The sequence below is a fragment of the Pseudomonas sp. Leaf129 genome (genome assembly GCF_001423465.1).
Classification (GTDB): Bacteria; Pseudomonadota; Gammaproteobacteria; order Pseudomonadales; family Pseudomonadaceae; genus Aquipseudomonas; species Aquipseudomonas coleopterorum.
The window spans coordinates 215,613-237,942 of record NZ_LMOC01000009.1 but is presented as its reverse complement, the minus strand read 5'-3'; the positions used below and the strand labels follow the sequence as shown (position 1 = coordinate 237,942).

20 protein-coding genes are annotated in these 22,330 nt (G+C 62.3%); 12 read left to right on the top strand and 8 right to left on the bottom strand.

Translation table 11 applies throughout. From position 1 onward, the window contains the following. The first annotated feature begins 45 nt into the window (after positions 1-45). Positions 46-840, top strand: coding sequence for an AlgP family protein (locus tag ASF66_RS17435; RefSeq protein WP_056844756.1), 795 nt, complete (start codon positions 46-48; stop codon positions 838-840). On the opposite strand, the gene ASF66_RS17430 is transcribed toward ASF66_RS17435, so the two are convergent. After that, positions 801-1,301, bottom strand: coding sequence for a TIGR02444 family protein (locus ASF66_RS17430; protein ID WP_056844755.1), 501 nt, complete (start codon positions 1,299-1,301; stop codon positions 801-803). The genes ASF66_RS17435 and ASF66_RS17430 overlap by 40 nt on opposite strands. Positions 1,302-1,351: 50 nt before the next feature. Here ASF66_RS17430 and ASF66_RS17425 point away from each other — a divergent pair, with 50 nt between their 5' ends. From ASF66_RS17425 to ASF66_RS17410, 4 genes are all read left to right on the top strand, one after another. Further along, positions 1,352-3,262, top strand: coding sequence for an ATP-binding cassette domain-containing protein (locus ASF66_RS17425; RefSeq protein ID WP_056844754.1), 1,911 nt, complete (start codon positions 1,352-1,354; stop codon positions 3,260-3,262). Between the two features lie 97 nt (positions 3,263-3,359). Further along, positions 3,360-3,992 (top strand): LysE family transporter, encoded by a 633-nt coding sequence (locus tag ASF66_RS17420; protein ID WP_049860307.1) that lies wholly within the window; start codon positions 3,360-3,362, stop codon positions 3,990-3,992. A gap of 104 nt (positions 3,993-4,096) precedes the next feature. Beyond that, on the top strand, positions 4,097-4,789 hold the full coding sequence (locus ASF66_RS17415; protein WP_056844753.1) for a cysteine hydrolase family protein: 693 nt from the start codon (positions 4,097-4,099) through the stop codon (positions 4,787-4,789). 7 nt (positions 4,790-4,796) lie between these two features. After that, the gene (locus ASF66_RS17410) at positions 4,797-5,690 is read left to right on the top strand and encodes a LysR family transcriptional regulator (RefSeq protein ID WP_056844752.1); all 894 of its coding nucleotides are present in this window, start codon (positions 4,797-4,799) and stop codon (positions 5,688-5,690) included. Between the two features lie 20 nt (positions 5,691-5,710). Here the strand turns inward: ASF66_RS17410 and elbB are convergent, their stop codons facing one another. Together elbB and ASF66_RS17400 are read right to left on the bottom strand one after the other, a co-directional pair. Next, positions 5,711-6,370, bottom strand: coding sequence for an isoprenoid biosynthesis glyoxalase ElbB (gene elbB, locus ASF66_RS17405; RefSeq protein ID WP_056844751.1), 660 nt, complete (start codon positions 6,368-6,370; stop codon positions 5,711-5,713). Positions 6,371-6,446: 76 nt separating this feature from the next. Then, entirely contained in the window at positions 6,447-7,061 is a 615-nt protein-coding gene (locus tag ASF66_RS17400; RefSeq protein ID WP_049860303.1) for a DedA family protein, read from the bottom strand. Between the two features lie 270 nt (positions 7,062-7,331). Here ASF66_RS17400 and ppk1 point away from each other — a divergent pair, with 270 nt between their 5' ends. After that, positions 7,332-9,557 (top strand): polyphosphate kinase 1, encoded by a 2,226-nt coding sequence (gene ppk1, locus ASF66_RS17395; protein ID WP_049860302.1) that lies wholly within the window; start codon positions 7,332-7,334, stop codon positions 9,555-9,557. Between the two features lie 636 nt (positions 9,558-10,193). Here ppk1 and ppx read toward each other — a convergent pair. From ppx to ASF66_RS17370, 5 genes are all read right to left on the bottom strand, one after another. After that, positions 10,194-11,696 (bottom strand): exopolyphosphatase, encoded by a 1,503-nt coding sequence (ppx, locus tag ASF66_RS17390; RefSeq protein WP_056844911.1) that lies wholly within the window; start codon positions 11,694-11,696, stop codon positions 10,194-10,196. A gap of 114 nt (positions 11,697-11,810) precedes the next feature. Beyond that, positions 11,811-12,542 (bottom strand): amino acid ABC transporter ATP-binding protein, encoded by a 732-nt coding sequence (locus tag ASF66_RS17385; protein ID WP_056844750.1) that lies wholly within the window; start codon positions 12,540-12,542, stop codon positions 11,811-11,813. Next, entirely contained in the window at positions 12,529-13,179 is a 651-nt protein-coding gene (locus ASF66_RS17380; RefSeq protein ID WP_082223624.1) for an amino acid ABC transporter permease, read from the bottom strand. The genes ASF66_RS17385 and ASF66_RS17380 overlap by 14 nt, the downstream gene beginning before the upstream one ends. Further along, complete coding sequence (locus ASF66_RS17375; RefSeq protein WP_056844749.1) at positions 13,176-13,841, bottom strand: amino acid ABC transporter permease; 666 nt, start codon at positions 13,839-13,841, stop codon at positions 13,176-13,178. Before ASF66_RS17375 ends, ASF66_RS17380 begins: the two co-directional genes overlap by 4 nt. A 16-nt stretch (positions 13,842-13,857) precedes the next feature. Beyond that, positions 13,858-14,640 (bottom strand): transporter substrate-binding domain-containing protein, encoded by a 783-nt coding sequence (locus tag ASF66_RS17370; protein WP_056844748.1) that lies wholly within the window; start codon positions 14,638-14,640, stop codon positions 13,858-13,860. Positions 14,641-14,959: 319 nt separating this feature from the next. Here ASF66_RS17370 and trxA point away from each other — a divergent pair, with 319 nt between their 5' ends. From trxA to ASF66_RS17340, 6 genes are all read left to right on the top strand, one after another. Next, on the top strand, positions 14,960-15,289 hold the full coding sequence (gene trxA, locus ASF66_RS17365; protein WP_043192254.1) for a thioredoxin TrxA: 330 nt from the start codon (positions 14,960-14,962) through the stop codon (positions 15,287-15,289). Positions 15,290-15,521: 232 nt separating this feature from the next. After that, the gene (gene rho, locus ASF66_RS17360) at positions 15,522-16,781 is read left to right on the top strand and encodes a transcription termination factor Rho (protein WP_043192255.1); all 1,260 of its coding nucleotides are present in this window, start codon (positions 15,522-15,524) and stop codon (positions 16,779-16,781) included. A 136-nt stretch (positions 16,782-16,917) separates the two neighbouring features. Continuing rightward, entirely contained in the window at positions 16,918-18,873 is a 1,956-nt protein-coding gene (locus ASF66_RS17355) for an acyltransferase family protein (protein WP_056844747.1), read from the top strand. An 80-nt stretch (positions 18,874-18,953) separates the two neighbouring features. After that, positions 18,954-20,420 (top strand): 4-hydroxy-3-polyprenylbenzoate decarboxylase, encoded by a 1,467-nt coding sequence (ubiD, locus tag ASF66_RS17350; protein WP_056844746.1) that lies wholly within the window; start codon positions 18,954-18,956, stop codon positions 20,418-20,420. Next, entirely contained in the window at positions 20,420-21,391 is a 972-nt protein-coding gene (locus tag ASF66_RS17345) for a CDP-6-deoxy-delta-3,4-glucoseen reductase (protein ID WP_056844745.1), read from the top strand. Before ubiD ends, ASF66_RS17345 begins: the two co-directional genes overlap by 1 nt. A gap of 249 nt (positions 21,392-21,640) precedes the next feature. Then, on the top strand, positions 21,641-22,315 hold the full coding sequence (locus ASF66_RS17340) for a gamma-glutamylcyclotransferase (protein WP_049860294.1): 675 nt from the start codon (positions 21,641-21,643) through the stop codon (positions 22,313-22,315). Positions 22,316-22,330 lie beyond the last annotated feature (15 nt).

Genomic DNA, 22,330 nt, shown 5'->3' with positions numbered 1-22,330 from the left:
CTCAGGTCTAGTATGAGCCTCAACCCATCGGCCCGGAGGTAACCTATGTCGGCTAACAAGAAGCCTGTAAACACCCCGCTGCACTTGCTGCAACAGCTGTCCGGCAGTTTGCTCGAGCACCTTGAAAGTGCATGTTCCCAAGCCTTGGCCGATGCTGAAAAACTGCTCGCCAAGCTCGAGAAGCAACGCGGCAAGGCTCAGGAAAAACTGCACAAGTCGCGCACCAAAGTGCAGGACGCCGCTGCCGCCGGCAAGAAAAAGAAACAGGCCAAGGCGCATGATTCGGTGAGCGAACTCGAGGAGCTGCTCGACGATCTCAAGGAACGCCAGGCCGAAACCCGCGCCTACATCGTCGAGCTCAAGCGTGATGCCCAGGAGAGCCTGAAGCTGGCAGCCGGCGTGGGTCGTGTGCGCGAAGCGGCCAGCAAGGCCATCGAAACCCGTTCGACCAAGCCCAAGGTGACCACGGCATCCGTCACTCAGCCTGCCAGCTCGGCGGCCAAGCCCGCTGCTCGTACCCCAGCCAAAACCAGTCCGACAGCTTCGACCGCGCGTGCCGCAGCCAAGCCGGCAGCGAGCAAGACCACCCGAGCCGCTGCCGCCGCCACTGCAAGCAAACCTGCTGTTTCGCGCAGCACCACGCGCAAGGCCCTCGCCGCGCCAGGCGCAGCGGTCAAGCCCGAAGCGAAGGCGCCTGCCAAGCCTGCCGCCCGGCCTGCAAGGAAGCCTGCCGCCGCCAAGTCGCTGGCGGCAGCCGTTCATACGAGCGCAACCGAGTCAGATGCTCAAGCCGTGGCCGGTCAGCCAGACAAAGGTGGCGCGTCGTCCAGCGAGGCCTGAGTGTCGCGGGCTGCCACGCTCAGTGTCCGCAATGCATCGCTGACGCCTGCAGCCGGCGCCGGTAGCAAGGCGGGCAGCCAAGTCATGTTGGACTGTTCCGCGGCAAGGAGCCACGGAGCGGCTTGGCGATGCAGGCGCTGCAGCAACTGGCGCTCGGCATTGAGTTCCAGCGCCTTGATCGATTCACGCAGCGGCATCAGCTCGGGATCATGCATGGCCTTTGCGCGCCACTGCTGGCGAAGCTCGCGCAGAGGCCGCACGACCTCATCGTGCCAGGGTGTGGCGATCGCCTGCAGCAGCATGACGCGTTCATGCGAACAGGCCACGCCTCTGGCACCCAGCCAGGCGCCGCACAGCAGCAGGCACACATTGGCGCCTTCTGCCTGCAACTGCAGGCAGGCGGCCTCGATGCCCGGTCGGGCATAGAGCTTCAAGGCAAACTCCCACAATTCATCGTGCATCGTGCTACTCGCGCCAGTGGGCAAGGAAGCTGGTAGACTTCGCCGCCATTATGATCCGACTTCAGAACCTCACTTTACAGCGTGGCCCGCAGCGTCTGCTAGAAGATGCCGAGCTGACTCTGCACGCCGGTCAGAAAGCCGGTCTCATCGGTGCCAACGGTGCCGGCAAATCCAGCCTGTTCGCCTTGTTGCGCGGCGAGCTTGCGCCCGACTCGGGCGATTGCTACCTGCCTGCCGACTGGCGCATCGCTCATATGCGCCAGGAGGTCGATACCCTCGAACGCATTGCGGTCGACTATGTGCTCGACGGCGACGTACGTCTGCGCGAAGTGCAGCATGCCCTGGCCGATGCCGAAGCCCGGCAGGATGGCGCCGCCCAGGCTCGTTTGCATGCCGAGCTCGACAGCGCCGATGGCTATACCGCCGATGCGCGTGCACGCAAGCTGCTGGCCGGGCTGGGCTTCAGCAACGAGCAGATGGACCGTCAGGTCGGTGATTTTTCCGGTGGCTGGCGGATGCGTCTGAGCCTGGCGCAGGCCTTGATGTGTCCCTCCGACCTGCTGCTGCTCGATGAGCCGACCAACCACCTGGACCTCGATGCCATCCTGTGGCTCGAAGACTGGCTTAAAGGCTATCCCGGTACCTTGCTGTTGATCTCCCACGACCGCGACTTCCTCGACGAAGTGGTCGATCATGTGGCGCACGTCGAACAACAGAAGCTGACCCTGTATCGCGGCGGCTACAGCGCCTTCGAACGTGCCCGCGCGGAGCGCCTGGCGCAGCAGCAGCAAGCGTACGAGAAGCAGCAGGCGCAGCGGGCGCACATGGAGAAGTACATCGCCCGTTTCAAGGCTCAGGCCACCAAGGCGCGCCAGGCTCAGAGCCGGATCAAGGCCCTGGAGCGCATGGAGGAGCTGTCGGCGGCGCACGTCGACTCGCCCTTCGATTTCGTCTTCCGCGAGTCGGTGAAGATTTCCAGCCCGTTGCTCGACCTCTCCGAAGGTCGCCTCGGCTATGGCGACAAGGCTGTGCTGGACAAGGTCAAGCTGCAACTGGCGCCCGGTGCGCGCATTGGTTTGCTGGGCCCCAACGGCGCCGGCAAGTCGACCCTGATCAAGAACCTCGCCGGTGAGCTGACGCCCATCGGCGGGCGCCTGGTGCGTGGCGAGAATCTGGTGGTGGGCTATTTCGCCCAGCACCAGCTTGATTCTCTGGACAGCAAGGCCAGCCCGCTGCTGCATCTGCAACGCCTGGCGCCTACCGAGCGGGAGCAGGTGCTGCGCGATTTCCTCGGTGGTTTCGATTTCCGCGGTGCGCGCATCGACGAGCCGGTGCTGAATTTCTCCGGCGGTGAAAAAGCTCGCCTGGCGCTGGCCTTGATCGCCTGGGAGCGGCCCAACCTGTTGCTGCTCGATGAACCGACCAACCACCTGGACCTGGAGATGCGCCTGGCCCTGACCATGGCCCTGCAGGAATTCAGTGGCGCGGTACTGGTGGTGTCCCACGACCGGCACCTGCTCAAGAGCACCACGGACGACTTCCTGCTGGTGGCCGATGGCAAGGTCGAGCCCTTCGATGGCGATCTGGACGACTACGCGCGCTGGCTGGTGGATTATCGTCAACGCCATGCCCCGGTCAGCAACACCCCGGTCAATCCCGACAAGACCGACAAGAAAGCCCAGCGCCAGGCTGCCGCTGCCTTGCGTCAGCAGTTGGCCCCGCACAAGCGCCAGGCCGACAAGCTGGAGCGCGATCTGGGTGAGGTGCACGAGAAACTGGCGAAGATAGAAGCCGCCTTGTCCGACAGCGCGCTCTACGAGGCCGCGCGCAAGGACGAATTGCGCGACCAGCTTGCCCAGCAGGCCAAGCTCAAGGTTCGCGAGGGCGAGCTGGAGGAGCAGTGGATGGAAGCGCTGGAGCTGCTCGAAGACATGCAGGCACAACTCGAGGCATTAGGCTGACGCTGCGGCTCGATGCCGGGCCGCCGTCACAGGTCCATAGCCAAATTCGCTGCGCCGCTTTACCTTAGGCTGTCCCTATTCGAGCGTCGAGGTCCGTATGTTGCTGGAAACCTGGTTGGCCTTTTTTGCTGCGTGCTGGATCATCAGCCTTTCACCGGGTGCCGGGGCCATCGCGTCCATGTCCAGCGGCCTGCAGCACGGTTTCCTGCGCGGTTACTGGAATGCGATTGGCCTGCAGTTGGGGCTGCTCCTGCAGATCGTGATCATCGCCGCGGGCGTCGGGGCCGTGCTGGCGGCGTCCGCCACGGCGTTCCAGGCCATCAAGTGGTTTGGCGTGCTCTATCTGCTCTATCTGGCCGTCAAGCAGTGGCGTGCACTGCCCGCCGACATCAGTGAAGAAACCCAGCAAAAGCCGACAGGCAAAGCGTCCAGTCTGGTTCTTCGAGGCTTTCTGGTGAACGTCGGCAACCCCAAGGCACTGGTGTTCATGCTTGCGGTACTACCACAGTTCATCAATCCGCATGCGCCACTGCTGGCCCAATACCTGACCATTGCAGCGACCATGATCACCGTGGACCTGATCGTCATGGCCGGCTACACGGGGCTTGCGGCCAAGGTCTTGCGGCTGTTGCGCACGCCCCGTCAGCAGCGGCGCATGAACCGTACCTTCGCGGGACTGTTCGTGGCCGCTGCGACGTTGCTCGCGACCTTGCGCCGAGTACCTGCCTGAACCCGATCTGTGCGGCGGCTGCACAGATCGTGTTGCGGTTTCAGTCTGGGAGCAGGGCAGTACCAACCCTAGACTGGGCGCTCACTTCTGACACGATACCGCCCATGTTCACTTTCCCCCGCCGTTTGCTGTGTGCCGGTCTGCTTGCCGCAGGCGTCGGCTCTGCTGGCGCAAGCACCGAGACTCCTAACCAACCGACCATTCGGGCAATGTTCGGTGCGGCGCCCGTGCAGCACCTTCCTGCCGGCAAGACGGCGCTGCTGGTAATCGATTTCCAGAACGAGTACTTCACCGGCAAGATGCCGATTCCCGACGGTGCCACCGCTCTGGCCAATACCCAGGAATTGATTGGCTATGCCGATCGCCACCTGATCACGGTGTTCCACGTGCAACACGTTGCACCTGCGGGGTCGGCACTGTTCGCCGAGGGTGGTGAAACAGTGAAGTTTCACCCACGCCTGCAGCCCCGTGCCACTGATCAGGTGTTGCGCAAGAATACGGTCAGCGTTTTCGCCAGTACCGATCTGGACACTCAGCTCAAGGCTCGTGGCATCGATACTGTCCTGGTCGCTGGCCTGATGACTCATGCATGTGTGGCAGGCGCTGCCCGCGACGCGGTGCCGCTGGGCTATAACGTGGTGGTAGCGTCCGATGCGTCGGCGACCCGTAGCATTACCCGTTTCAACGGCCAGAGCGTTGATGACAAGGCACTGCACGCAGCCGCTCTTGCGGAAATCGAAGACACCTTCGGCGATGTGCTGAGCACCGCGCAGATCCAGGCGTTATCTGTACGTTGAGCCCTGAATGAATCAACTGCTCGCAATGCGCATCTTCCGTTGCCTGGTGGAAACACGCAGTTTCACCGGCGCAGCAGAGCGCCTGGAGACCACTCATTCGACGGTATCCCGGCAATTGCAGCAGTTGGAGAGCGAGCTGGGTGCGCGGCTGCTCAACCGGACGTCACGGCAGCTGAGCCTTACGGATGCGGGCAAACGCTACTACACGGCCTGTGTCGATATCCTGCAGCGGGTCGATGCCGCAGCCGAGGAAGCGCGCGTGCACAAGCAGCCCTCCGGTCGCTTGCGTATCAGCGTTCCGCTCGTGTTGGGAACACTGGAACTGCCGTTCTGGTTGCCGGCTTTTCAGGAGCGCTTCCCGGATATCCAGCTGGACATGTCGTGCTCGGATCCCTTGGTGGATCTGGTGGCCGACGGTTTCGACGTTGCCCTGCGCATCAGTGGCCCGCCGTTGTCCGACAGCACCATGGTCGCGCGCTTGCTGACCGTGTCACCCATGGTGCTGGTCGCCTCGCCGGCCTACCTGTATCGCCGTGGATTGCCTCGAGGCGTGGACGATCTGCTGGCGCACAGTTTGTTGGCCTATGCCGATGAAGCACACTGGCAACTGCACACGGTTGAGCAGACGGTGCAAAGTGTGGACGCCGGACGGCAACTGCGCAGCGACAGCATTGCCGCGTTGCACACGGCCGCTGTCGCGGGCTTGGGGATCGCCGCCTTCACCCTGGCAACCGTTGCGCGCGATCTGCGCGCCGGGCGCCTGGTGCGGGTATTACCAGAGGTGACGCTGGGAGCGCGTAGCTACTACGCGCTCTACCCTAGCGCCGCGCATCTGCCAGCCAAGGTCCGCGCCTTTGTCGATTTCATGGCCGATCACTACCATGCGGACCCAGACCCCTAGACCTGCCTGTACAGCAGCACTCAGGCCTGGGTGAGCTCGATCACCCGATCCACCAGTTTATTGATACCGGCAGCGGCTTCGCTGATGGTCTTTGCGCTCATGTAGGCGGGCGTGCTGACCAGCTTGCGCGCGGTGTCCTCGACGATCTCGGTCACTTCGCATTCCTGGTGAGTGCCGCCCATCTTCTCGATGGCCTGCGCGGTATCGGCATCGGTGCCGATGGTGCAGGTCACGCCGGGTCCGTAGATCTTGGCGGCCAGTGCCGGCGAGATGCAGATCAGGCCAACCGGCTTGCGTGCTTCGGCGAAGGCTTCGGCCAGTGCCTGCACCTGCAGGTTCACCGAACAGGCGGCGCCGTCGCTGGCGAAGGAAGACAGGTTCTTTGCCGCACCGAAGCCACCGGGGACGATCAAGGCATCGAAGTCGTCGGCGTTGGCCAGGGCGATGTCCTTCACCTCGCCACGGGCGATCCGCGCCGATTCCACCAGCACGTTGCGCGATTCGGGCATTTCCTCGCCACTGAGGTGGTTGATCACGTGCTTCTGGGCAACGTCGGGAGCGAAGCACTGCACTTCGCAGCCACGTTGGTCCAAACGCAGCAGGGTGATCACGCTTTCCTGAATTTCGCTGCCGTCATAGACGCCACAGCCGGAAAGGATCACCGCAATTTTCTTGGTCATGTCGAACTCCGATTCTGTCCGCTGTTTCAGTAGCATGGATCCCGATCGGCGTCGCGTGTTCAGTTCGAGTCGGCGATCAGGGCTGTTCGTCGCTGGGCGCAGGCGTGACTGCAGGGGGTTGCAGGCGAGCCTGGCGGGCGATGCGGGCCGCTTTGATGCGGCGGCGTATCCACAGCAAGGCGCCGATCAGTACCAGCGCACCCAGCACCCACAGCTCGTATTTCTTCACGTTGCCCAGCATGTGTTCCAGGAACGAGCCGAAATGATAGGCTGCCAATCCCAGTGCGGTGGCCCACACCGCCGCGCCAATGCCGTTGAGCAGCAAATAGCGTCGCGGGGGATAGCCCGACAGGCCGATGGCCACCGGCATGACGGTGCGCAGGCCATAGACGAAGCGAAAGCTCAGGACCCAGATGTCCGGATGCCGGCGGATATGCTCCAGCGCACGGTCGCCTAGCAGCTGCCAGCGGGGTTTGCGCGCCAACAGCTTGCGGCCATGCTTGCGGCCCATGAAATACCAGAGCTGGTCGCCTGCGTAGCTGCCGAAGAAGGCCACCACCACAACCATGTTGATATCCATGTAGCCACGGAACGCCAGGAATCCGGCCAGGACCAGAATGGTCTCGCCTTCGAAGAACGTGCCGAGGAACAGGGCGAAATAGCCAAAATCGTTCAGGAATTGTTGGAGCATTTTATCGATGCTGGCGAAGTGAATGCGCAGCCTAACCCTTCAGGGACATACATGAAAGTGTCCAAATGTGTCTTGTCGTGAACAATGCTTGTCAACCTGAGATCGTAGACAGCATGTGTATGCGGCCAGGCCTGTCATGCGAACGTCATAATCGATGCTTATAACTGTCGCGCCCCCCTTCCAAGCGTGCAGGCGCCAATGGCATCCTGACGCATTACGCGATCCGTGCCGCTCAATTGCAGAGGGCAGTTACGCCCCCGGGAACGCCAGATGAACAACGAAGCCCAGACGCAAGTCGCTCTCACTCAAGACCAGCCGGTGGTCGAAACCCCGGTAGAAGCGCCGTTGGTCATAGAAGCCATCGTCGAACCCGCGCACCCGAGCGAGGCCCTTGCGCCGGCGCCGCACATCGTCGTGCCAGGGTTGGACGACAGCAGTCTGTACATCCATCGCGAGCTGTCGCAACTGCAGTTCAATATCCGCGTGCTGGAGCAGGCACTGGATGAATCCTATCCGCTGCTCGAGCGGCTCAAGTTTCTGCTGATCTTCTCCAGCAACCTCGACGAGTTCTTCGAGATCCGCGTGGCGGGCCTGAAGAAGCAGATCACCTTCGCCCGTGAGCAGGCCGGGGCCGATGGTCTGCAGCCACATCAGGCGCTGGCGCGAATCAGCGAGCTGGTGCATGGGCACGTCGATCGCCAGTACGCGATCCTCAACGACATCCTGTTGCCGGAGCTGGAGAAGCACCAGGTTCGCTTCATTCGCCGCCGGCACTGGACAACCAAGCTCAAGACTTGGGTGCGTCGTTATTTCCGCGATGAAATCGCCCCGATCATCACGCCGATCGGGCTGGATCCCACACACCCGTTCCCGCTGTTGGTGAACAAGAGTCTGAACTTCATCGTCGAGCTCGAAGGCATCGACGCCTTCGGCCGTGATTCGGGCTTGGCGATCATACCGGCGCCGCGCTTGTTGCCACGGGTGATCAAGGTGCCCGAGGACGTCGGTGGACCAGGCGACAATTTCGTCTTCCTGTCCTCGATGATCCATGCCCACGCCGATGACCTGTTCCAGGGCATGAAGGTAAAGGGCTGCTACCAGTTCCGCCTGACCCGTAACGCCGACCTGTCCGTCGACACCGAAGACGTCGAAGACCTGGCGCGTGCCCTGCGCGGCGAGTTGTTCTCGCGGCGCTACGGTGATGCGGTACGCCTGGAAGTGGCCGACACCTGCCCCAAGCATCTGTCCGACTACCTGCTCAAGCAGTTCAACCTGTCCGAGACCGAGCTCTATCAGGTCAATGGCCCGGTCAACCTGACGCGTCTGTTCAGCATCACCGGTCTGGACAGCCACCCAGAACTGCAATACCTGCCGTTCACGCCACAGATTCCGAAATTGCTGCAGAACAGCGAGAACATCTTCAGCGTGGTCAGCAAGCAGGACATCCTCCTGTTGCACCCGTTCGAGTCGTTCACGCCGGTGGTCGATCTGCTGCGCCAGGCCGCCAAGGATCCCCATGTGTTGGCCGTGCGGCAGACGCTGTACCGCAGCGGTGCCAACTCCGAGATCGTCGATGCGCTGGTGGATGCCGCGCGCAACGGCAAGGAAGTGACCGCAGTCGTCGAATTGCGCGCGCGCTTCGATGAAGAATCCAACCTGCAGCTGGCCAGCCGCCTGCAGGCCGCTGGCGCGGTAGTCATCTATGGTGTGGTGGGGTTCAAGACCCACGCCAAGATGATGCTCATCCTGCGTCGCGAGGGCGGTGAAATCGTGCGCTATGCGCATCTGGGTACCGGTAACTACCACGCCGGCAACGCCAAGCTGTACACCGACTACAGCCTGCTGACCTCGGACGATGCACTGTGCGAAGACGTCGGCAAACTGTTCAGCCAGTTGATCGGCATGGGCAAGACGCTGCGCATGAAGAAGCTGCTGCATGCACCCTTCACACTGAAGAAGGGCATGCTCGACATGATCGCGCGCGAAACTCAGTACGCGCTTGATGGCAAGCCGGCGCACATCATCGCCAAGTTCAACTCGCTGACCGATCCGAAGATCATCCGCGCCCTGTACAAGGCCAGCCAGTCCGGCGTGCGCATCGATCTGGTGGTGCGCGGCATGTGCTGCCTGCGGCCGGGCATTCCTGGGGTGTCGCACAATATCCATGTGCGCTCGATCATCGGGCGCTTCCTGGAGCACACGCGGGTGTTCTACTTCCTCAACGGTGGCGAGGAGCAGATGTTCCTGTCCAGCGCCGACTGGATGGAGCGCAACCTCGACAAGCGTGTGGAGACCTGTTTCCCGGTCGAAGGCAAGAAGCTGATCATGCGGGTCAAGAAGGAGCTGGAGAGCTACCTGACCGACAACACCCATTCATGGATCCTGCAGGCCGACGGGCGCTACGTGCGCAACACGCCGACCGGAAACCAGAACGCCCGCAGTGCACAGGACACCCTGCTGGAACGTCTGAGCAACCCGATCCTGCCGGTGCGCTAGCAGACATCACGATCGGCAGTGCCCCCTTCGCGGGCAGAGAACCGCTCCCACAGGGATCGCATTCCAATGTGGGAGCGGGTCTCTGCCCGCGAAAGGGCNCCCACCTCCCACAGGGATCGCATTCCAATGTGGGAGCGGGTCTCTGCCCGCGAAAGGGCCTGCGCGGTCCTCAGCGAACGGTCAGGGTAAAGCCCACCTCCCACAGGGATCGCATGCCAATGTGGGAGCGGGTCTCTGCCCGCGAAAGGGCCTGTGCGGTCTTCAGCGAACGGTCAGAGTAAAACCCACCTCCCACAGGGATCGCATTCCAATGTGGGAGCGGGTCTCTGCCCGCGAAAGGGCCTGCGCGGTCTTCAGCGCACGGTCAGGGTAAAACCCACCTCCCACAGGGATCGCATGCCAATGTGGGAGCGGGTCTCTGCCCGCGAAAGGGCCTGTGCGGTCTTCAGCGAACGGTCAGGGTAAAACCCACCTCCCACAGGGATCGCATTCCAATGTGGGAGCGGGTTTCTGCCCGCGAAAGGGCCTGCGCGGTCCTCAGCGAACGGTCAGGGTAAAGCCCACCNCCCACCTCCCACAGGGATCGCATTCCAATGTGGGAGCGGGTTTCTGCCCGCGAAAGGGCCTGCGCGGTCCTCAGCGAACGGTCAGGGTAAAGCCCACCCGAGTCAGCCATTCGGCTTCCTGGGCGAAATCGGCCTGGGTCAGTTGGTTGTTTTCCAGCCAGCCATCGGGGAACACCACGTCCAGGCTCTTGGCCTTGGCATGCAGGGAAACCGCCGGCATCGCCTGCGTGCCGCGAATGTGGTGGAACAGGATGGCGAAGCGCAGCAGTACGCACAGCCGTATCAGCTGCTCCCCGTCATCACCGAACTCGGCGAACTTGTCCTTGGGGATGTTGCGTCGGTGGCCACGTACAAGCAGCGCAAGCATCTGCTGGTCTTCACGCGAGAAACCGGCCAGATCCGAGTGTTCGATCAGGTAGGCGCCGTGCTTGTGGTAATGGTAGTGGGCGATGTCCAGGCCGATCTCGTGGACCTTCGCCGCCCAGCCCAGCAATTCGCGCCAGACCCCATCTTCCAGCCCCCAGTCCGCTGCTACCTGGTCGAAGGCATGCAGGGCCTTGCGCTCCACGCGCTCGGCCTGCTCGACGTCGACGTGGTAGCGGGTCATCAGCGAACTCAGGGTGCGCTCGCGCACGTCCTCGTGGTGATGACGACCCAACAGGTCGTACAGCACGCCTTCGCGCAGGGCGCCATCGCAGTGGTCCATGCGCTGCAGGGCGAGCGCATCGAAGATCGCCTCGAGAATCGCCAGCCCCGCCGGGAAGATGGTCCGCCGATCCGGCTTGATGCCGTCGAAATCGATCTTGTCGACATCGCCCAGCTTGAACAGCTTGCGCTTGAGCCAGGCCAGCCCGTCGGCGTTGACCTCGCCGCTGCCCTGACCGCCGGCCTTCAGTGCCAGGCCGATGGCGCGGATGGTGCCGGACGAGCCGATGGCCTCGTCCCAACTGAGCCGATGCAGAGCGTTCTCGATGCTCATGATCTCCAGACGCGCCGCCGTGTAGGCCTGAGCATAGCGGGCGGGGGTGATCTTGCCGTCGCGGAAGTAGCGCTGCGTATAGCTAACGCAGCCCATCTGCAGGCTTTCGCGCAGCAATGGCTCGAACCGCTGGCCGATGATGAACTCGGTGCTGCCGCCGCCGATGTCGGCAACCAGGCGCTTGCCCGGGGTGTCGGCCAGGGTGTGGGAAACGCCCAGATAGATGAGGCGAGCTTCTTCGCGGCCGGAGATGACTTCCACCGGATGGCCCAGGATCTGCTCGGCGCGGACGATGAATTCATTGCGGTTGCGGGCTTCGCGCAGGGCGTTGGTGCCCACGATGCGCACGGCGCCCAAGGGCAGGCCGTTGATCAGCTGGGCGAAGCGCTTGAGGCAGTCCAGGCCGCGTTGCATCGACTCTTCGCTGAGCTTGCGCTCCTCGTCGATGCCGGCGGCAAGCTGGACCTTTTCCCCCTGACGTTCGAGGATGCGGATTTCATTGACGTGGGCCTTGGCCACCACCATATGAAAGCTGTTCGAGCCCAGGTCGATGGCGGCGATCAGGGACAGGTTCTTGGCTTTGGTCTGCGGCATGGTCAAAGGATCTCGGTCGTTAACCCCCGCATCGTGCCACGATCAGGCGACGGCGCCAACGCGCCATCCTGATCTTTGCCCCCAGGCCCGAGCTCTGGCGAGCCCAGGCGACCTTCAAGCCGGCTGCATACCGATGAACTGCGCCAGCTCGGGCGTACGCGGATTGACGAACAAGTCCTTGGGGTCGCCCACTTCGTGCACCTTGCCGTGGTGCATGAACACCAGCTTGTCACCGACTTCGCGGGCGAAGCGCATTTCATGGGTGACCATGATCAGCGTCATGCCATCCTCGGCCAGCTTGCGCACCACGCTGAGCACTTCGTTGACCAGTTCCGGGTCGAGCGCCGAGGTAATCTCGTCGCACAGCAGCACCTTGGGCGACATGGCCAGGGCCCGGGCGATCGCCACCCGTTGCTGCTGGCCACCGGAGAGCCGATCGGGGAACGCATCGAACTTCTCGCCCAAACCGACGCGTTCGAGCATCTCACGGGCCAGTTCGCGGGCGCGGGCCTTGGGCACCTTCTGCACCACCTGCGGGGCGAGCATGACGTTCTCGCCCACGCTCAGGTGCGGGAACAGGTTGAACTGCTGGAACACCATGCCGACCTTCTGGCGCAGACTGCGCAAATCGGCGCGCGCGGCGTCCAGGTATTCACCATCGACTTCGATGACGCCGTCGTTGATCGATTCCAGGCCGTTCAGGGTGCGCAGCAAGGTGCTCTTGCCCGAACCGCTGCGGCCGATGATCGCGACCACCTGACCTTCGTCCACACTCAGGTCGATGCCCTTGAGCACATGATGATCGCCGTAGTACTTGTGCAGGGCGGAAATCCTAAGCAGCGGCATGCAGCCTCCTTTCCAGATAACGGGCACTGAGCGACAGCGGGTAGCACAGGGCGAAGTAGCCCAGGGCGACGAAGCCGTAGACCATGAAGGGTTCGAAGGTGGCGTTGGCCAGCATGCTGCCGGTCTTGGTCAGCTCGGTGAAGCCGATGATCGAGGTCACCGCAGTGCCCTTGACCACCTGCACCGAGAAGCCCACGGTCGGCGCCACGGCGATGCGCAAGGCCTGGGGCAGGATCACGTAGCGCAGTTGCTCGGTCCGGGTCAGCGCCAGGCTGGCCGAGGCTTCCCACTGGCCGTTGCCGATGGACTCCACGCAACCGCGCCAGATCTCGGCCAGATAGGCGCTGGTGAACAGCGTCAGGGCCAGGGCTGCGGCTACCCAGGGCGAAATGTCCACGCCCATCAGCGCCACGCCGAAGAACACCAGAAACAGCTGCATCAGCAGCGGCGTGCCCTGGAACACTTCGATGTAGCAGCGCGCTACGGTGCGCAGCGGATGCATGGGGGAAATACGCAGGGTCATCACCAGCAAGCCGATCAGCCCGCCGCCGATGAACGCCACCAGGCTCAGGGCCAGGGTCCATTGCAGGCCGGTGAGCAGATTGCGCACGATGTCCCACAGGGTGAAATCCATCAACTGTTCCTCATGATGAAACGCCGACCCAACCAGTTCAGCAGCATGCGGATCAGGATCGACATGACCAGGTACACCAGGGTGGTCAGCAGATACGTCTCGAAGGCGCGGAAATTACGTGACTGGATGAAGTTGGCGTAGAAGCTCAGCTCCTGCGTGGCGATCTGCGAGCACACCGCCGAACCCAGCATGACGATGATGATCTGGCTGCTCAGCGCCGGCCAGACCTTGGCCAGCGCCGGCTGCAGGACCACGTAGCGGAAGGCTTCGAACCGGCTCATGGCCAGGGCCGCCGACGCTTCGAGCTGGCCCTTGGGTACGGCCTGGATGCCGGCACGGATGATCTCGGTGGAGTAGGCCCCCAGGTTGACCACCATGGCCAGCACCGCGGCCTGCCATTCGCTGATCTGCACGCCCAGGCTGGGCAGGCCGAAGAAGATGAAGAACAGCTGCACCAGAAAGGGCGTGTTGCGGATCAACTCCACGTAGACCCCGAACAGGCCGGCGAACGGCTTGATCTGCCAGGCCCGCACGGCGCCGCCAACGATGCCCACGGCCACCCCGAGCAGCGCGCCGATGGCGGTCAGCTCAAGGGTGAACAGTGCACCCTTGAGCAGCAGGTCGGCCTGGGCGAGCACCGGGGCGAAAGCGAACTGATAGGCCATTGCGTACGCTCGACAATCAGAGATCGGCGGGCAGCGGCTGCTTCAGCCAGGTCTGCGCATTCTTTTCCAGGCTGCCGTCTTTCTTGCCTGCGGCGATGATCTCGTTGACCTTGGCCAGGAGCTCCGGCTGTTGCTTGTTGATGCCCACGTACACGGGCGAGTCCTTGAGCTTGAGCTTCATGGCCGGAATGCGCTTGGGGTTCTTTTCCGAAATGGCCACCATCACCACGTTGCCGCTGGCGATCAGGTCGGTCTGGCCGGCGAGGTAGGCGGCGATGGTCGAGTTGTTATCCTCGAAGCGTTTGATGGTGAGGCCTTCGGGAGCGACCTTGCTCAGCTCGATGTCTTCGATGGCGCCGCGGGTCACGCTGATGGTCTTGCCCTTGAGGTCGTCCAGAGTGGCGATCGGTGCTTCTGGCGGGCCGAACACGGCCAGGTAGAAGGGCGCGTAGGCACTGGAGAAGTCGATGACCTGTTCACGCTCGGCGTTCTTGCCCAGGCTCGAGATCACCAGGTCGACCTTGCCGGTGGTGAGGTAGGGAATGCGGTTGGTGGAGTTCACTGGCGTGAGCTGCAGCTTCACCTTCAACTGATCGGCGATCAGCTTGGCGGTGTCGATGTCCAGGCCACGGGGTTGCATGTCGGGGCCGACCGAGCCGAACGGTGGGAAGTCCTGCGGCACGGCGACACGCAAGGTGCCGCGCTCGGTGATGTCGCTCAGGCCGTCGGCGTGAACGGCCTGAGCGAGCATGAAGCTGGCGGCCAGGGCAGTGAACAGCAGTCTGCAGCGCGAAATCATGGCAGTACTCCGATTGCGATCGAGTCGAGGTTGCCAGGGGTGGTAGCACAGCGCGTGCCAGAATGGGGCAGGGCGCGGATTGCGCTGGCTTGCCATGGGTATTGGCGTGTGGGGGCTGCCCATCCGGGGGCACGGTACGCACCGTTGCGGAGCGCGCTGCACTGCACCTGCGGTCATTCCTGGTGCGTCGAGTAGGGTTCCATTGGCTGTATCACCGATGTTCATAGTGATGATCAATGATCATCGGCTTCCTGTGGCGGCGCTGTGCCGCTATGATGGGCCACGTTTTTCTTTCCGAATATGACCACGGAGACACTCCATGAGCAGCGACCTTATCAAGCACGTCAGCGACGCCAGCTTCGAAGCAGATGTACTGAAGGCTGACGGTGCTGTACTCGTCGACTACTGGGCCGAGTGGTGTGGCCCGTGCAAGATGATCGCCCCGGTACTCGACGAGATCGCCGAAACCTACAAGGGCAAGCTGACCGTCGCCAAGCTCAACATCGACGAGAATCAGGAAACCCCGGCCAAGCACGGCGTGCGTGGCATCCCGACGCTGATGCTGTTCAAGAACGGCAACGTCGAAGCGACCAAGGTCGGCGCACTGTCCAAGTCGCAGCTGGCAGCCTTCCTGGACGCCAACATCTGACACCCGAAAGGCCCCGCATTCGTCGGGGCCTTTTTCTGGCCGGGATACTGGACGCCTGCAAATCCAGGTGTTACATTCGGCCTCGCATTGGTTTCTCCTCTGCCCCCTGCAAGCCGTCGCCGACGCACTCCTACTCGAATCAGTACGCGATCCTGTCGCCTTCTCTGCGGCGCGGCCTCATTAAGCCCAAAGCTTAATTTCTCCCCTCCATACATGATTACGTCATTCCCTTATGAACCTGACTGAACTCAAGCAAAAGCCGATCACCGATCTGCTCGAAATGGCCGAACAGATGGGCATAGAAAATATGGCCCGTTCGCGCAAGCAGGACGTGATTTTCTCCCTGTTGAAGAAGCACGCCAAAAGCGGTGAGGAAATCTCCGGTGATGGCGTGCTGGAGATTCTCCAGGACGGCTTCGGCTTCCTGCGTTCGGCTGACGCCTCGTACCTGGCCGGCCCAGACGACATCTATGTGTCGCCTAGCCAGATCCGCCGCTTCAACCTGCGTACCGGCGACACCATCGTCGGCAAGATCCGCCCGCCGAAGGAAGGCGAGCGTTATTTCGCCCTGTTGAAAGTCGATACCATCAACTTCGACCGTCCGGAAAACGCGAAAAACAAGATTCTCTTCGAAAACCTCACGCCGCTGTTCCCCACGGTGCGCATGAAGATGGAAGCCGGCAACGGTTCCACCGAAGACCTCACCGGTCGTGTCATCGACCTGTGCGCCCCGATCGGCAAGGGCCAGCGCGGCCTGATCGTCGCTCCGCCGAAAGCGGGCAAGACCATCATGCTGCAGAACATCGCTTCGAACATCACGCGCAACAACCCCGAATGCCACCTGATCGTTCTGCTGATCGACGAGCGTCCGGAAGAAGTGACCGAGATGCAGCGCACCGTGCGCGGCGAAGTGGTCGCCTCGACCTTCGACGAGCCGCCAACCCGCCACGTGCAAGTGGCCGAGATGGTGATCGAGAAGGCCAAGCGCCTGGTCGAGCACAAGAAGGACGTGGTTATCCTGCTCGACTCGATCACCCGTCTGGCGCGTGCCTACAACACCGTGATCCCGAGCTCCGGCAAGGTCCTGACCGGTGGTGTCGACGCCCACGCCCTGGAGAAGCCGAAGCGTTTCTTCGGTGCTGCGCGTAACATCGAGGAAGGCGGTTCGCTGACCATCATCGCCACCGCGCTGGTCGAAACCGGCTCGAAGATGGATGAAGTGATCTACGAAGAGTTCAAGGGTACCGGCAACATGGAACTGCCCCTGGACCGCAAGATCGCCGAAAAGCGCGTTTTCCCGGCCATCAACATCAACCGTTCCGGTACCCGTCGCGAAGAGCTGCTGACCGCCGACGACGAGCTGCAGCGCATGTGGATCCTGCGCAAGCTGCTGCACCCGATGGACGAAGTGGCGGCCATCGAGTTCCTGATCGACAAGCTCAAGCAGACCAAGACCAACGACGAGTTCTTCCTGTCGATGAAACGCAAGTAACGTCTGCTGTTCGAGAAGAGCGCCCGTGAGGGCGCTTTTTTTTGTCCCGTATTGTTTGCATCTGGATTGATATTTGCGCGGCTGATAACTTCGCGCCTCCAAGGAACTCTGTCTCGAGAACAGGTAAGGTTTTTTCATGCACACGTTTGGCAATCGCCGTGATATCGACGGATTACGGGCGCTGGCGGTTATCCCCGTCGTACTGTTTCATTTCGGATTCGATGCATTCAGCGGCGGTTTCGTCGGCGTGGATGTGTTTTTCGTCATCTCGGGGTTTCTGATCACCTCGATTCTGTTTCGCGAGATCAGCGCCGGGCGCTTCAGTTTCGTCGACTTCTGGGCACGCCGCGCGCGCCGCATCATTCCAGCCTTGAGCGTGGTCATTCTGGCGACCTTGGCGATGGGTTGGGTGTTGCTGACCGCGAAGGATTTCTCCGAGCTTGGCCGAACCGTGCGGTATCAGTCGCTGTTCATCTCCAACATCCTGTTCATGCGCGAGCACGGCTACTTCGAGCCCGCCTCGGATCTCAAGCCACTGTTGCATACCTGGTCACTGGCGGTCGAAGAGCAGTACTACATCTTCTTTCCGCTGATCATGGTGGTGCTGATCCGCTTTTTCAGGTACTGGTGCTGGATCTTGCTGGGCTTGTTGCTGGTTTCATTCGGCCTGAACATCGCCTGCATCGAGCACAAGCCGGCATTCACCTTCTTTTCGCTGCCCACCCGTGCCTGGGAGCTGCTGTGTGGCGCCATGCTTGCGGTAATGCCTGTGCCCAAGCGGGCTGTGCGGCCTTGGCTCTACCAGCTGGTCGGGCTCGCCGGGATGGTGGCGGTCCTGCTTGCCGTGTTCACGTTCGATCGATCTACGGTGTTTCCCGGTTGGGCGGCCCTGCTGCCGGTTCTGGGTACCACTGCCCTGATCTGGTCCGGCGCGCAGGGTCCGGGCCCGGCGGCATGGCTGCTGAGCCTGCGGCCGCTGGTCTGGGTGGGGTTGCTCTCCTATTCACTGTATCTGTGGCACTGGCCGGTCTACGTGTACGCCAATGCCGTTTCCATCGACGGGATCCAGCCGTTCGAGGCACTGGGCTGGATGGCCCTGGCACTGGGTCTGGCCTGGCTGAGCCTGCGGTATGTCGAATTACCGTTTCGAGAAAAACGTCTGCTGGCAGGGCGCACATCCATATTGGCAGGCGGCTTGGCGGCCATCGTCGTACTGGTGACGATCGGTTCGGCGATTCGCTCCGCCGATGGCGTGCCGGGGCGTCTGAGCGGCAAGGCCCTGGAGTACGCGCAGACCCGCGAATGGCGAGCCGGGCAGATGAAATGTATGGTGGTGACGCAGGACAAGTCGATAGACAAGGCGTGTCTGGTCGGCGGAGAGCAAGACAAGCCGCCGACGCAGGCGTTTTGGGGTGACAGCCACGCCGCCGCATTGATGCCGGCCATCGAGCGCAATGCGCGTACTGAAGGGCGGTCGGTGTGGCTGTTCAGCATGAGCGCCTGCCCACCGATTCTGAGCGATGAGCCGCGTCAGCGTTGCAAGGACTTCAACCAGCAAACCATGGACAAGGTGCTCAGCCTCGGTATCAAGGACGTCGTGCTGGCCTCCAACTGGAGCCTGTACGTCTACGGGCGCGAGGACGGCGACAAAAAGGTCCTGCTCAACGCCCACGACGATACCGCCCAGGCCGAGCAACGCATCGCCGCCGCCATCAAGGCGCGTGTGGCTGCCTTGCGAGAGGCAGGGGTGCAGGTCTGGCTGTTCAAGGAAGTGCCGCTGCAGCGCAAGGGCATCATCGATCGTCTGACCAGTCTGGCGCGGATAGGGCGTTCGGCCGATGGCCTGGGGCGTCCGCTCCAGGAGCATCTAGCGCGGCAGCGCTTCCTCGGCGACTTGTTCGCGTCCCTGAGTAAGGCCGATCCGGGTGTCCACGTCATTGATCCGACGCCGATGATGTGTACCGATGGTGTCTGCAGCATAGAGGTCAACGGAGCTTCGCAGTACAAGGACGAAGATCACTTGTCCGACGCAGGCGGCGCGCGGCTCAGCCCACTGTTTGCGCCCGTGTTGCTGGGCACGAGCCACAACTGAGCGATGCCAGGCACTGACGGGCTGCTGTTTGCCCGTCAGAGCAGGTAGGATGTACGCTTATTTTCTAACTGGCATGGTCGATGAAATTCAAGGATCTTCGGGATTTCGTGCAGCAGCTTGAGCAGCGCGGAGAGTTGAAACGCATTCAGGTGCCCATCTCGCCGGTGCTCGAAATGACCGAGGTGTGCGACCGCACCCTGCGCGCAAAAGGGCCGGCGTTGCTATTCGAAAAGCCTACCGGCTTCGATATCCCGGTGCTGGGCAACCTGTTCGGCACGCCCGAGCGGGTGGCCATGGGCATGGGCGCCGAATCGGTGAGCGAGCTGCGCGAGATCGGCAAGCTGCTGGCGTTCCTCAAGGAGCCCGAGCCGCCCAAGGGTCTGCGCGATGCCTGGTCGAAGCTGCCGATCTTCAAGAAGATCATCGCCATGGCGCCCAAGGTGATCAAGGACGCGCCCTGCCAGGAGATCGTTGTGGAAGGTGACGACGTCGACCTTGGCATGCTGCCCGTGCAGCATTGCTGGCCCGGAGACGTCGCGCCGTTGATCACTTGGGGCCTGACGGTCACCAAGGGGCCGAACAAGGAGCGTCAGAACCTGGGTATCTATCGTCAGCAGGTGATCGGCCGCAACAAGGTCATCATGCGCTGGCTGAGCCATCGCGGCGGCGCTCTGGATTACCATGAGTGGTGCGACAAGCATCCGGGGCAACCTTTCCCCGTGGCCGTGGCCCTGGGCGCCGACCCTGCGACCATCCTCGGTGCGGTGACGCCGGTTCCCGACAGCCTGTCCGAATACGCCTTCGCCGGACTGCTGCGCGGCAACCGCACCGAGCTGGTGAAGTGCCGCGGCAACGACCTGCAGGTGCCGGCCACCGCCGAGATCATCCTGGAAGGGGTGATCCATCCGGGCGAGATGGCCGACGAAGGGCCGTACGGTGATCACACCGGCTACTACAACGAAGTCGACAAGTTTCCGGTTTTCACCGTGCAGCGCATCACCCACCGGATCAAGCCGATCTACCACAGCACCTACACCGGCCGACCACCGGATGAGCCCGCCATTCTGGGCGTGGCGCTGAACGAAGTGTTCGTGCCGATCCTGCAGAAGCAGTTCCCGGAAATCACCGACTTCTACCTGCCGCCCGAAGGCTGCTCGTACCGCATGGCGGTGGTGACCATGAAGAAGCAGTATCCGGGACACGCCAAGCGGGTCATGCTCGGGGTGTGGTCGTTCCTGCGCCAGTTCATGTACACCAAGTTCGTCATCGTCACCGACGACGACATCAATGCCCGGGACTGGAACGACGTGATCTGGGCCATCACCACGCGCATGGACCCCAAGCGCGATACCGTGATGATCGACAACACCCCGATCGACTACCTGGACTTCGCCTCGCCGGTGTCGGGTCTGGGCTCGAAGATGGGCCTGGATGCCACGCATAAATGGCCAGGCGAGACGACGCGTGAATGGGGGCGGGTCATCGTCAAGGACGAGGCCGTGACTCGACGTATCGATGAACTCTGGAATCAGTTGGGAATAGATTGATGCGTGTGACCTTGCAACCTTCGGGCGTGGTGCTGGAAACCCTGCCTGGCGAGGGGATCCTGGCTGCCGCGCAGCGCCTGGGCTACGAGTGTCCGCAGAGCTGCCGCAACGGCAATTGCCATGTGTGCAGCGCGGTGCTGGTGGAAGGCAGCGTTCGCGAGGAAGGTGTCGTGATCGATCATGGCGAGTTTCACACCTGCATCGCAGAGCCGTTGGAGGACTGCGTGATCCTCTGGGACGGTGTGCTTGCCAAAGGCGAGCTGCCGGTGCGCAGCCTCGCCTGCCAACTGGTCGACTGCGTCGATATCGGCGGCGACGTCTGGCGTGTGCGCCTGCGCGCGCCGGCTGGCAAGTCGCCGCGCTACCACGCCGGGCAATACCTGATGATCGAGCGCGACAACGGCGAAAAGTCAGCCTTTTCCCTGGCGTCTGCACCCCATAGCGGGCGCGACCTGGAACTGCACGTGCTGGTGCGCGAGGCCAGCGCACAGAGCCTGATCGAACAATTGCAGCGCAATGGCATGGCCCGTGTGCACATGCCCTACGGCGATACGCACCTGTCCGAGTTGCCCGACGGGCCGTTGGTGCTGATTGCCGCGGGGACTGGCATGGCGCAAATGAACAGCCTGATCGAGCACTGCCGTTCCCAGGGCTTCAAGCACCCGGTGCATCTGTACTGGGGTGTGCGTCGCCCCGAGGATTTCTACGCGCTGGAACATTGGGAGCAATGGAAGCAGTTGCCCAACCTGTTCCTGAACAAGGTGGTGAGCGACCTGTGCAGTTGGGAAGGGCGCTGCGGCCTGCTGCACGAAGCGGTCTGCGAAGACATCGCCGACCTCAGCGGGGTGCATGTCTATGGCAGCGGCTCACCGGCGATGATCTACGCCACGCTCGATGCCCTGGTCGAAGCGGGTATGGATGCGCACCAGATGCGTGCGGATGTCTTCGCCTACGCGCCGCGCCCACTCTAGTTTCTTCGCCACTGCTTCATTTCGTGGCTTGAACTTCTTCACTGCATGGCCGGCGTCGAATACGACGCCGTGTAATCGTGCACAGAGTTTTGTGCCTGTGCTGCTTTGGTGCTTATAACCAATCTATTTGAAGTTGATTATAAGCGCTTGTATTTATTGACCAATCTGCCATACGGTAGGGGCGCGGCAGTTGCAATGCGTTAGAGTAAGGGTTCATTGCAATCTTACGGGGATAACAGGCGACTGCTTATGTCGGTACTCGAAACTGCGCACTTGAATGTGGTCTATCCACCGTCGCTCGATCTCGGGCCACAACTGACCCACGAGCAACTTCTTCATTCACTGAATACGACGATGCGACGTCATCGTGGCGGTCCGGTCTGGCTGTTCGCCTACGGCTCGCTCATCTGGCGGCCTGAGTGCAGCGCCGCGGAGCGTCGTCGCGCTCGAGTCCATGGCTATCATCGGGGCCTTTATCTGTGGTCCCACGAGCACCGAGGCACGCCCGAGCGGCCGGGCCTGGTGTTTGGTCTGGACCGTGGCGGCTCCTGCGCCGGCTTCGCCTACCGCCTGCCGCAGGAAAATCTCGAAGACTCGCTTTTGGCGCTTTGGCAGCGTGAAATGCCCTATCCCTCATACCGTCCACACTGGCTCAACTGTCGTCTGGAGGATGGCACCAAGGTGCAGGCGTTGGGTTTCGTATTGGAGCGGCATTTGCCTAGCTATGCCGGCAACCTCCCCGACAACCTGCTGACGCAGATTCTGGACAGTGCCAGTGGGCGCTTCGGCAGCACTCGCGATTACGTCGAGCAGACCGTCAGTGCCCTGCGCAATCACGCAATGCCGGACAAGAACCTGGAAGCCAGGCTCAAGCGTTGCCATCAGGGCAGCTGCACTCAGGCTTCGCAGCAATTCCTGCCCTGACGGCGTAGCCTGGGT

Excerpts from the sequence above, each read along its gene's own strand:
- ASF66_RS17425 (WP_056844754.1), top strand. The coding sequence starts at position 1,352 with ATGATCCGACTTCAGAACCTCACTTTACAGCGTGGCCCGCAGCGTCTG.
- ASF66_RS17375 (WP_056844749.1), bottom strand. The coding sequence starts at position 13,841 with ATGGCCTATCAGTTCGCTTTCGCCCCGGTGCTCGCCCAGGCCGACCTG.
- ASF66_RS17420 (WP_049860307.1), top strand. The coding sequence starts at position 3,360 with ATGTTGCTGGAAACCTGGTTGGCCTTTTTTGCTGCGTGCTGGATCATC.
- ASF66_RS17340 (WP_049860294.1), top strand. The coding sequence starts at position 21,641 with ATGTCGGTACTCGAAACTGCGCACTTGAATGTGGTCTATCCACCGTCG.
- elbB (WP_056844751.1), bottom strand. The coding sequence starts at position 6,370 with ATGACCAAGAAAATTGCGGTGATCCTTTCCGGCTGTGGCGTCTATGAC.
- ppx (WP_056844911.1), bottom strand. The coding sequence starts at position 11,696 with ATGCCGCAGACCAAAGCCAAGAACCTGTCCCTGATCGCCGCCATCGAC.
- ASF66_RS17385 (WP_056844750.1), bottom strand. The coding sequence starts at position 12,542 with ATGCCGCTGCTTAGGATTTCCGCCCTGCACAAGTACTACGGCGATCAT.
- rho (WP_043192255.1), top strand. The coding sequence starts at position 15,522 with ATGAACCTGACTGAACTCAAGCAAAAGCCGATCACCGATCTGCTCGAA.
- ASF66_RS17355 (WP_056844747.1), top strand. The coding sequence starts at position 16,918 with ATGCACACGTTTGGCAATCGCCGTGATATCGACGGATTACGGGCGCTG.
- ASF66_RS17430 (WP_056844755.1), bottom strand. The coding sequence starts at position 1,301 with ATGCACGATGAATTGTGGGAGTTTGCCTTGAAGCTCTATGCCCGACCG.
- ubiD (WP_056844746.1), top strand. The coding sequence starts at position 18,954 with ATGAAATTCAAGGATCTTCGGGATTTCGTGCAGCAGCTTGAGCAGCGC.
- ASF66_RS17435 (WP_056844756.1), top strand. The coding sequence starts at position 46 with ATGTCGGCTAACAAGAAGCCTGTAAACACCCCGCTGCACTTGCTGCAA.
- ASF66_RS17400 (WP_049860303.1), bottom strand. The coding sequence starts at position 7,061 with ATGCTCCAACAATTCCTGAACGATTTTGGCTATTTCGCCCTGTTCCTC.
- ASF66_RS17370 (WP_056844748.1), bottom strand. The coding sequence starts at position 14,640 with ATGATTTCGCGCTGCAGACTGCTGTTCACTGCCCTGGCCGCCAGCTTC.
- ppk1 (WP_049860302.1), top strand. The coding sequence starts at position 7,332 with ATGAACAACGAAGCCCAGACGCAAGTCGCTCTCACTCAAGACCAGCCG.
- ASF66_RS17415 (WP_056844753.1), top strand. The coding sequence starts at position 4,097 with ATGTTCACTTTCCCCCGCCGTTTGCTGTGTGCCGGTCTGCTTGCCGCA.
- ASF66_RS17345 (WP_056844745.1), top strand. The coding sequence starts at position 20,420 with ATGCGTGTGACCTTGCAACCTTCGGGCGTGGTGCTGGAAACCCTGCCT.
- trxA (WP_043192254.1), top strand. The coding sequence starts at position 14,960 with ATGAGCAGCGACCTTATCAAGCACGTCAGCGACGCCAGCTTCGAAGCA.
- ASF66_RS17410 (WP_056844752.1), top strand. The coding sequence starts at position 4,797 with ATGAATCAACTGCTCGCAATGCGCATCTTCCGTTGCCTGGTGGAAACA.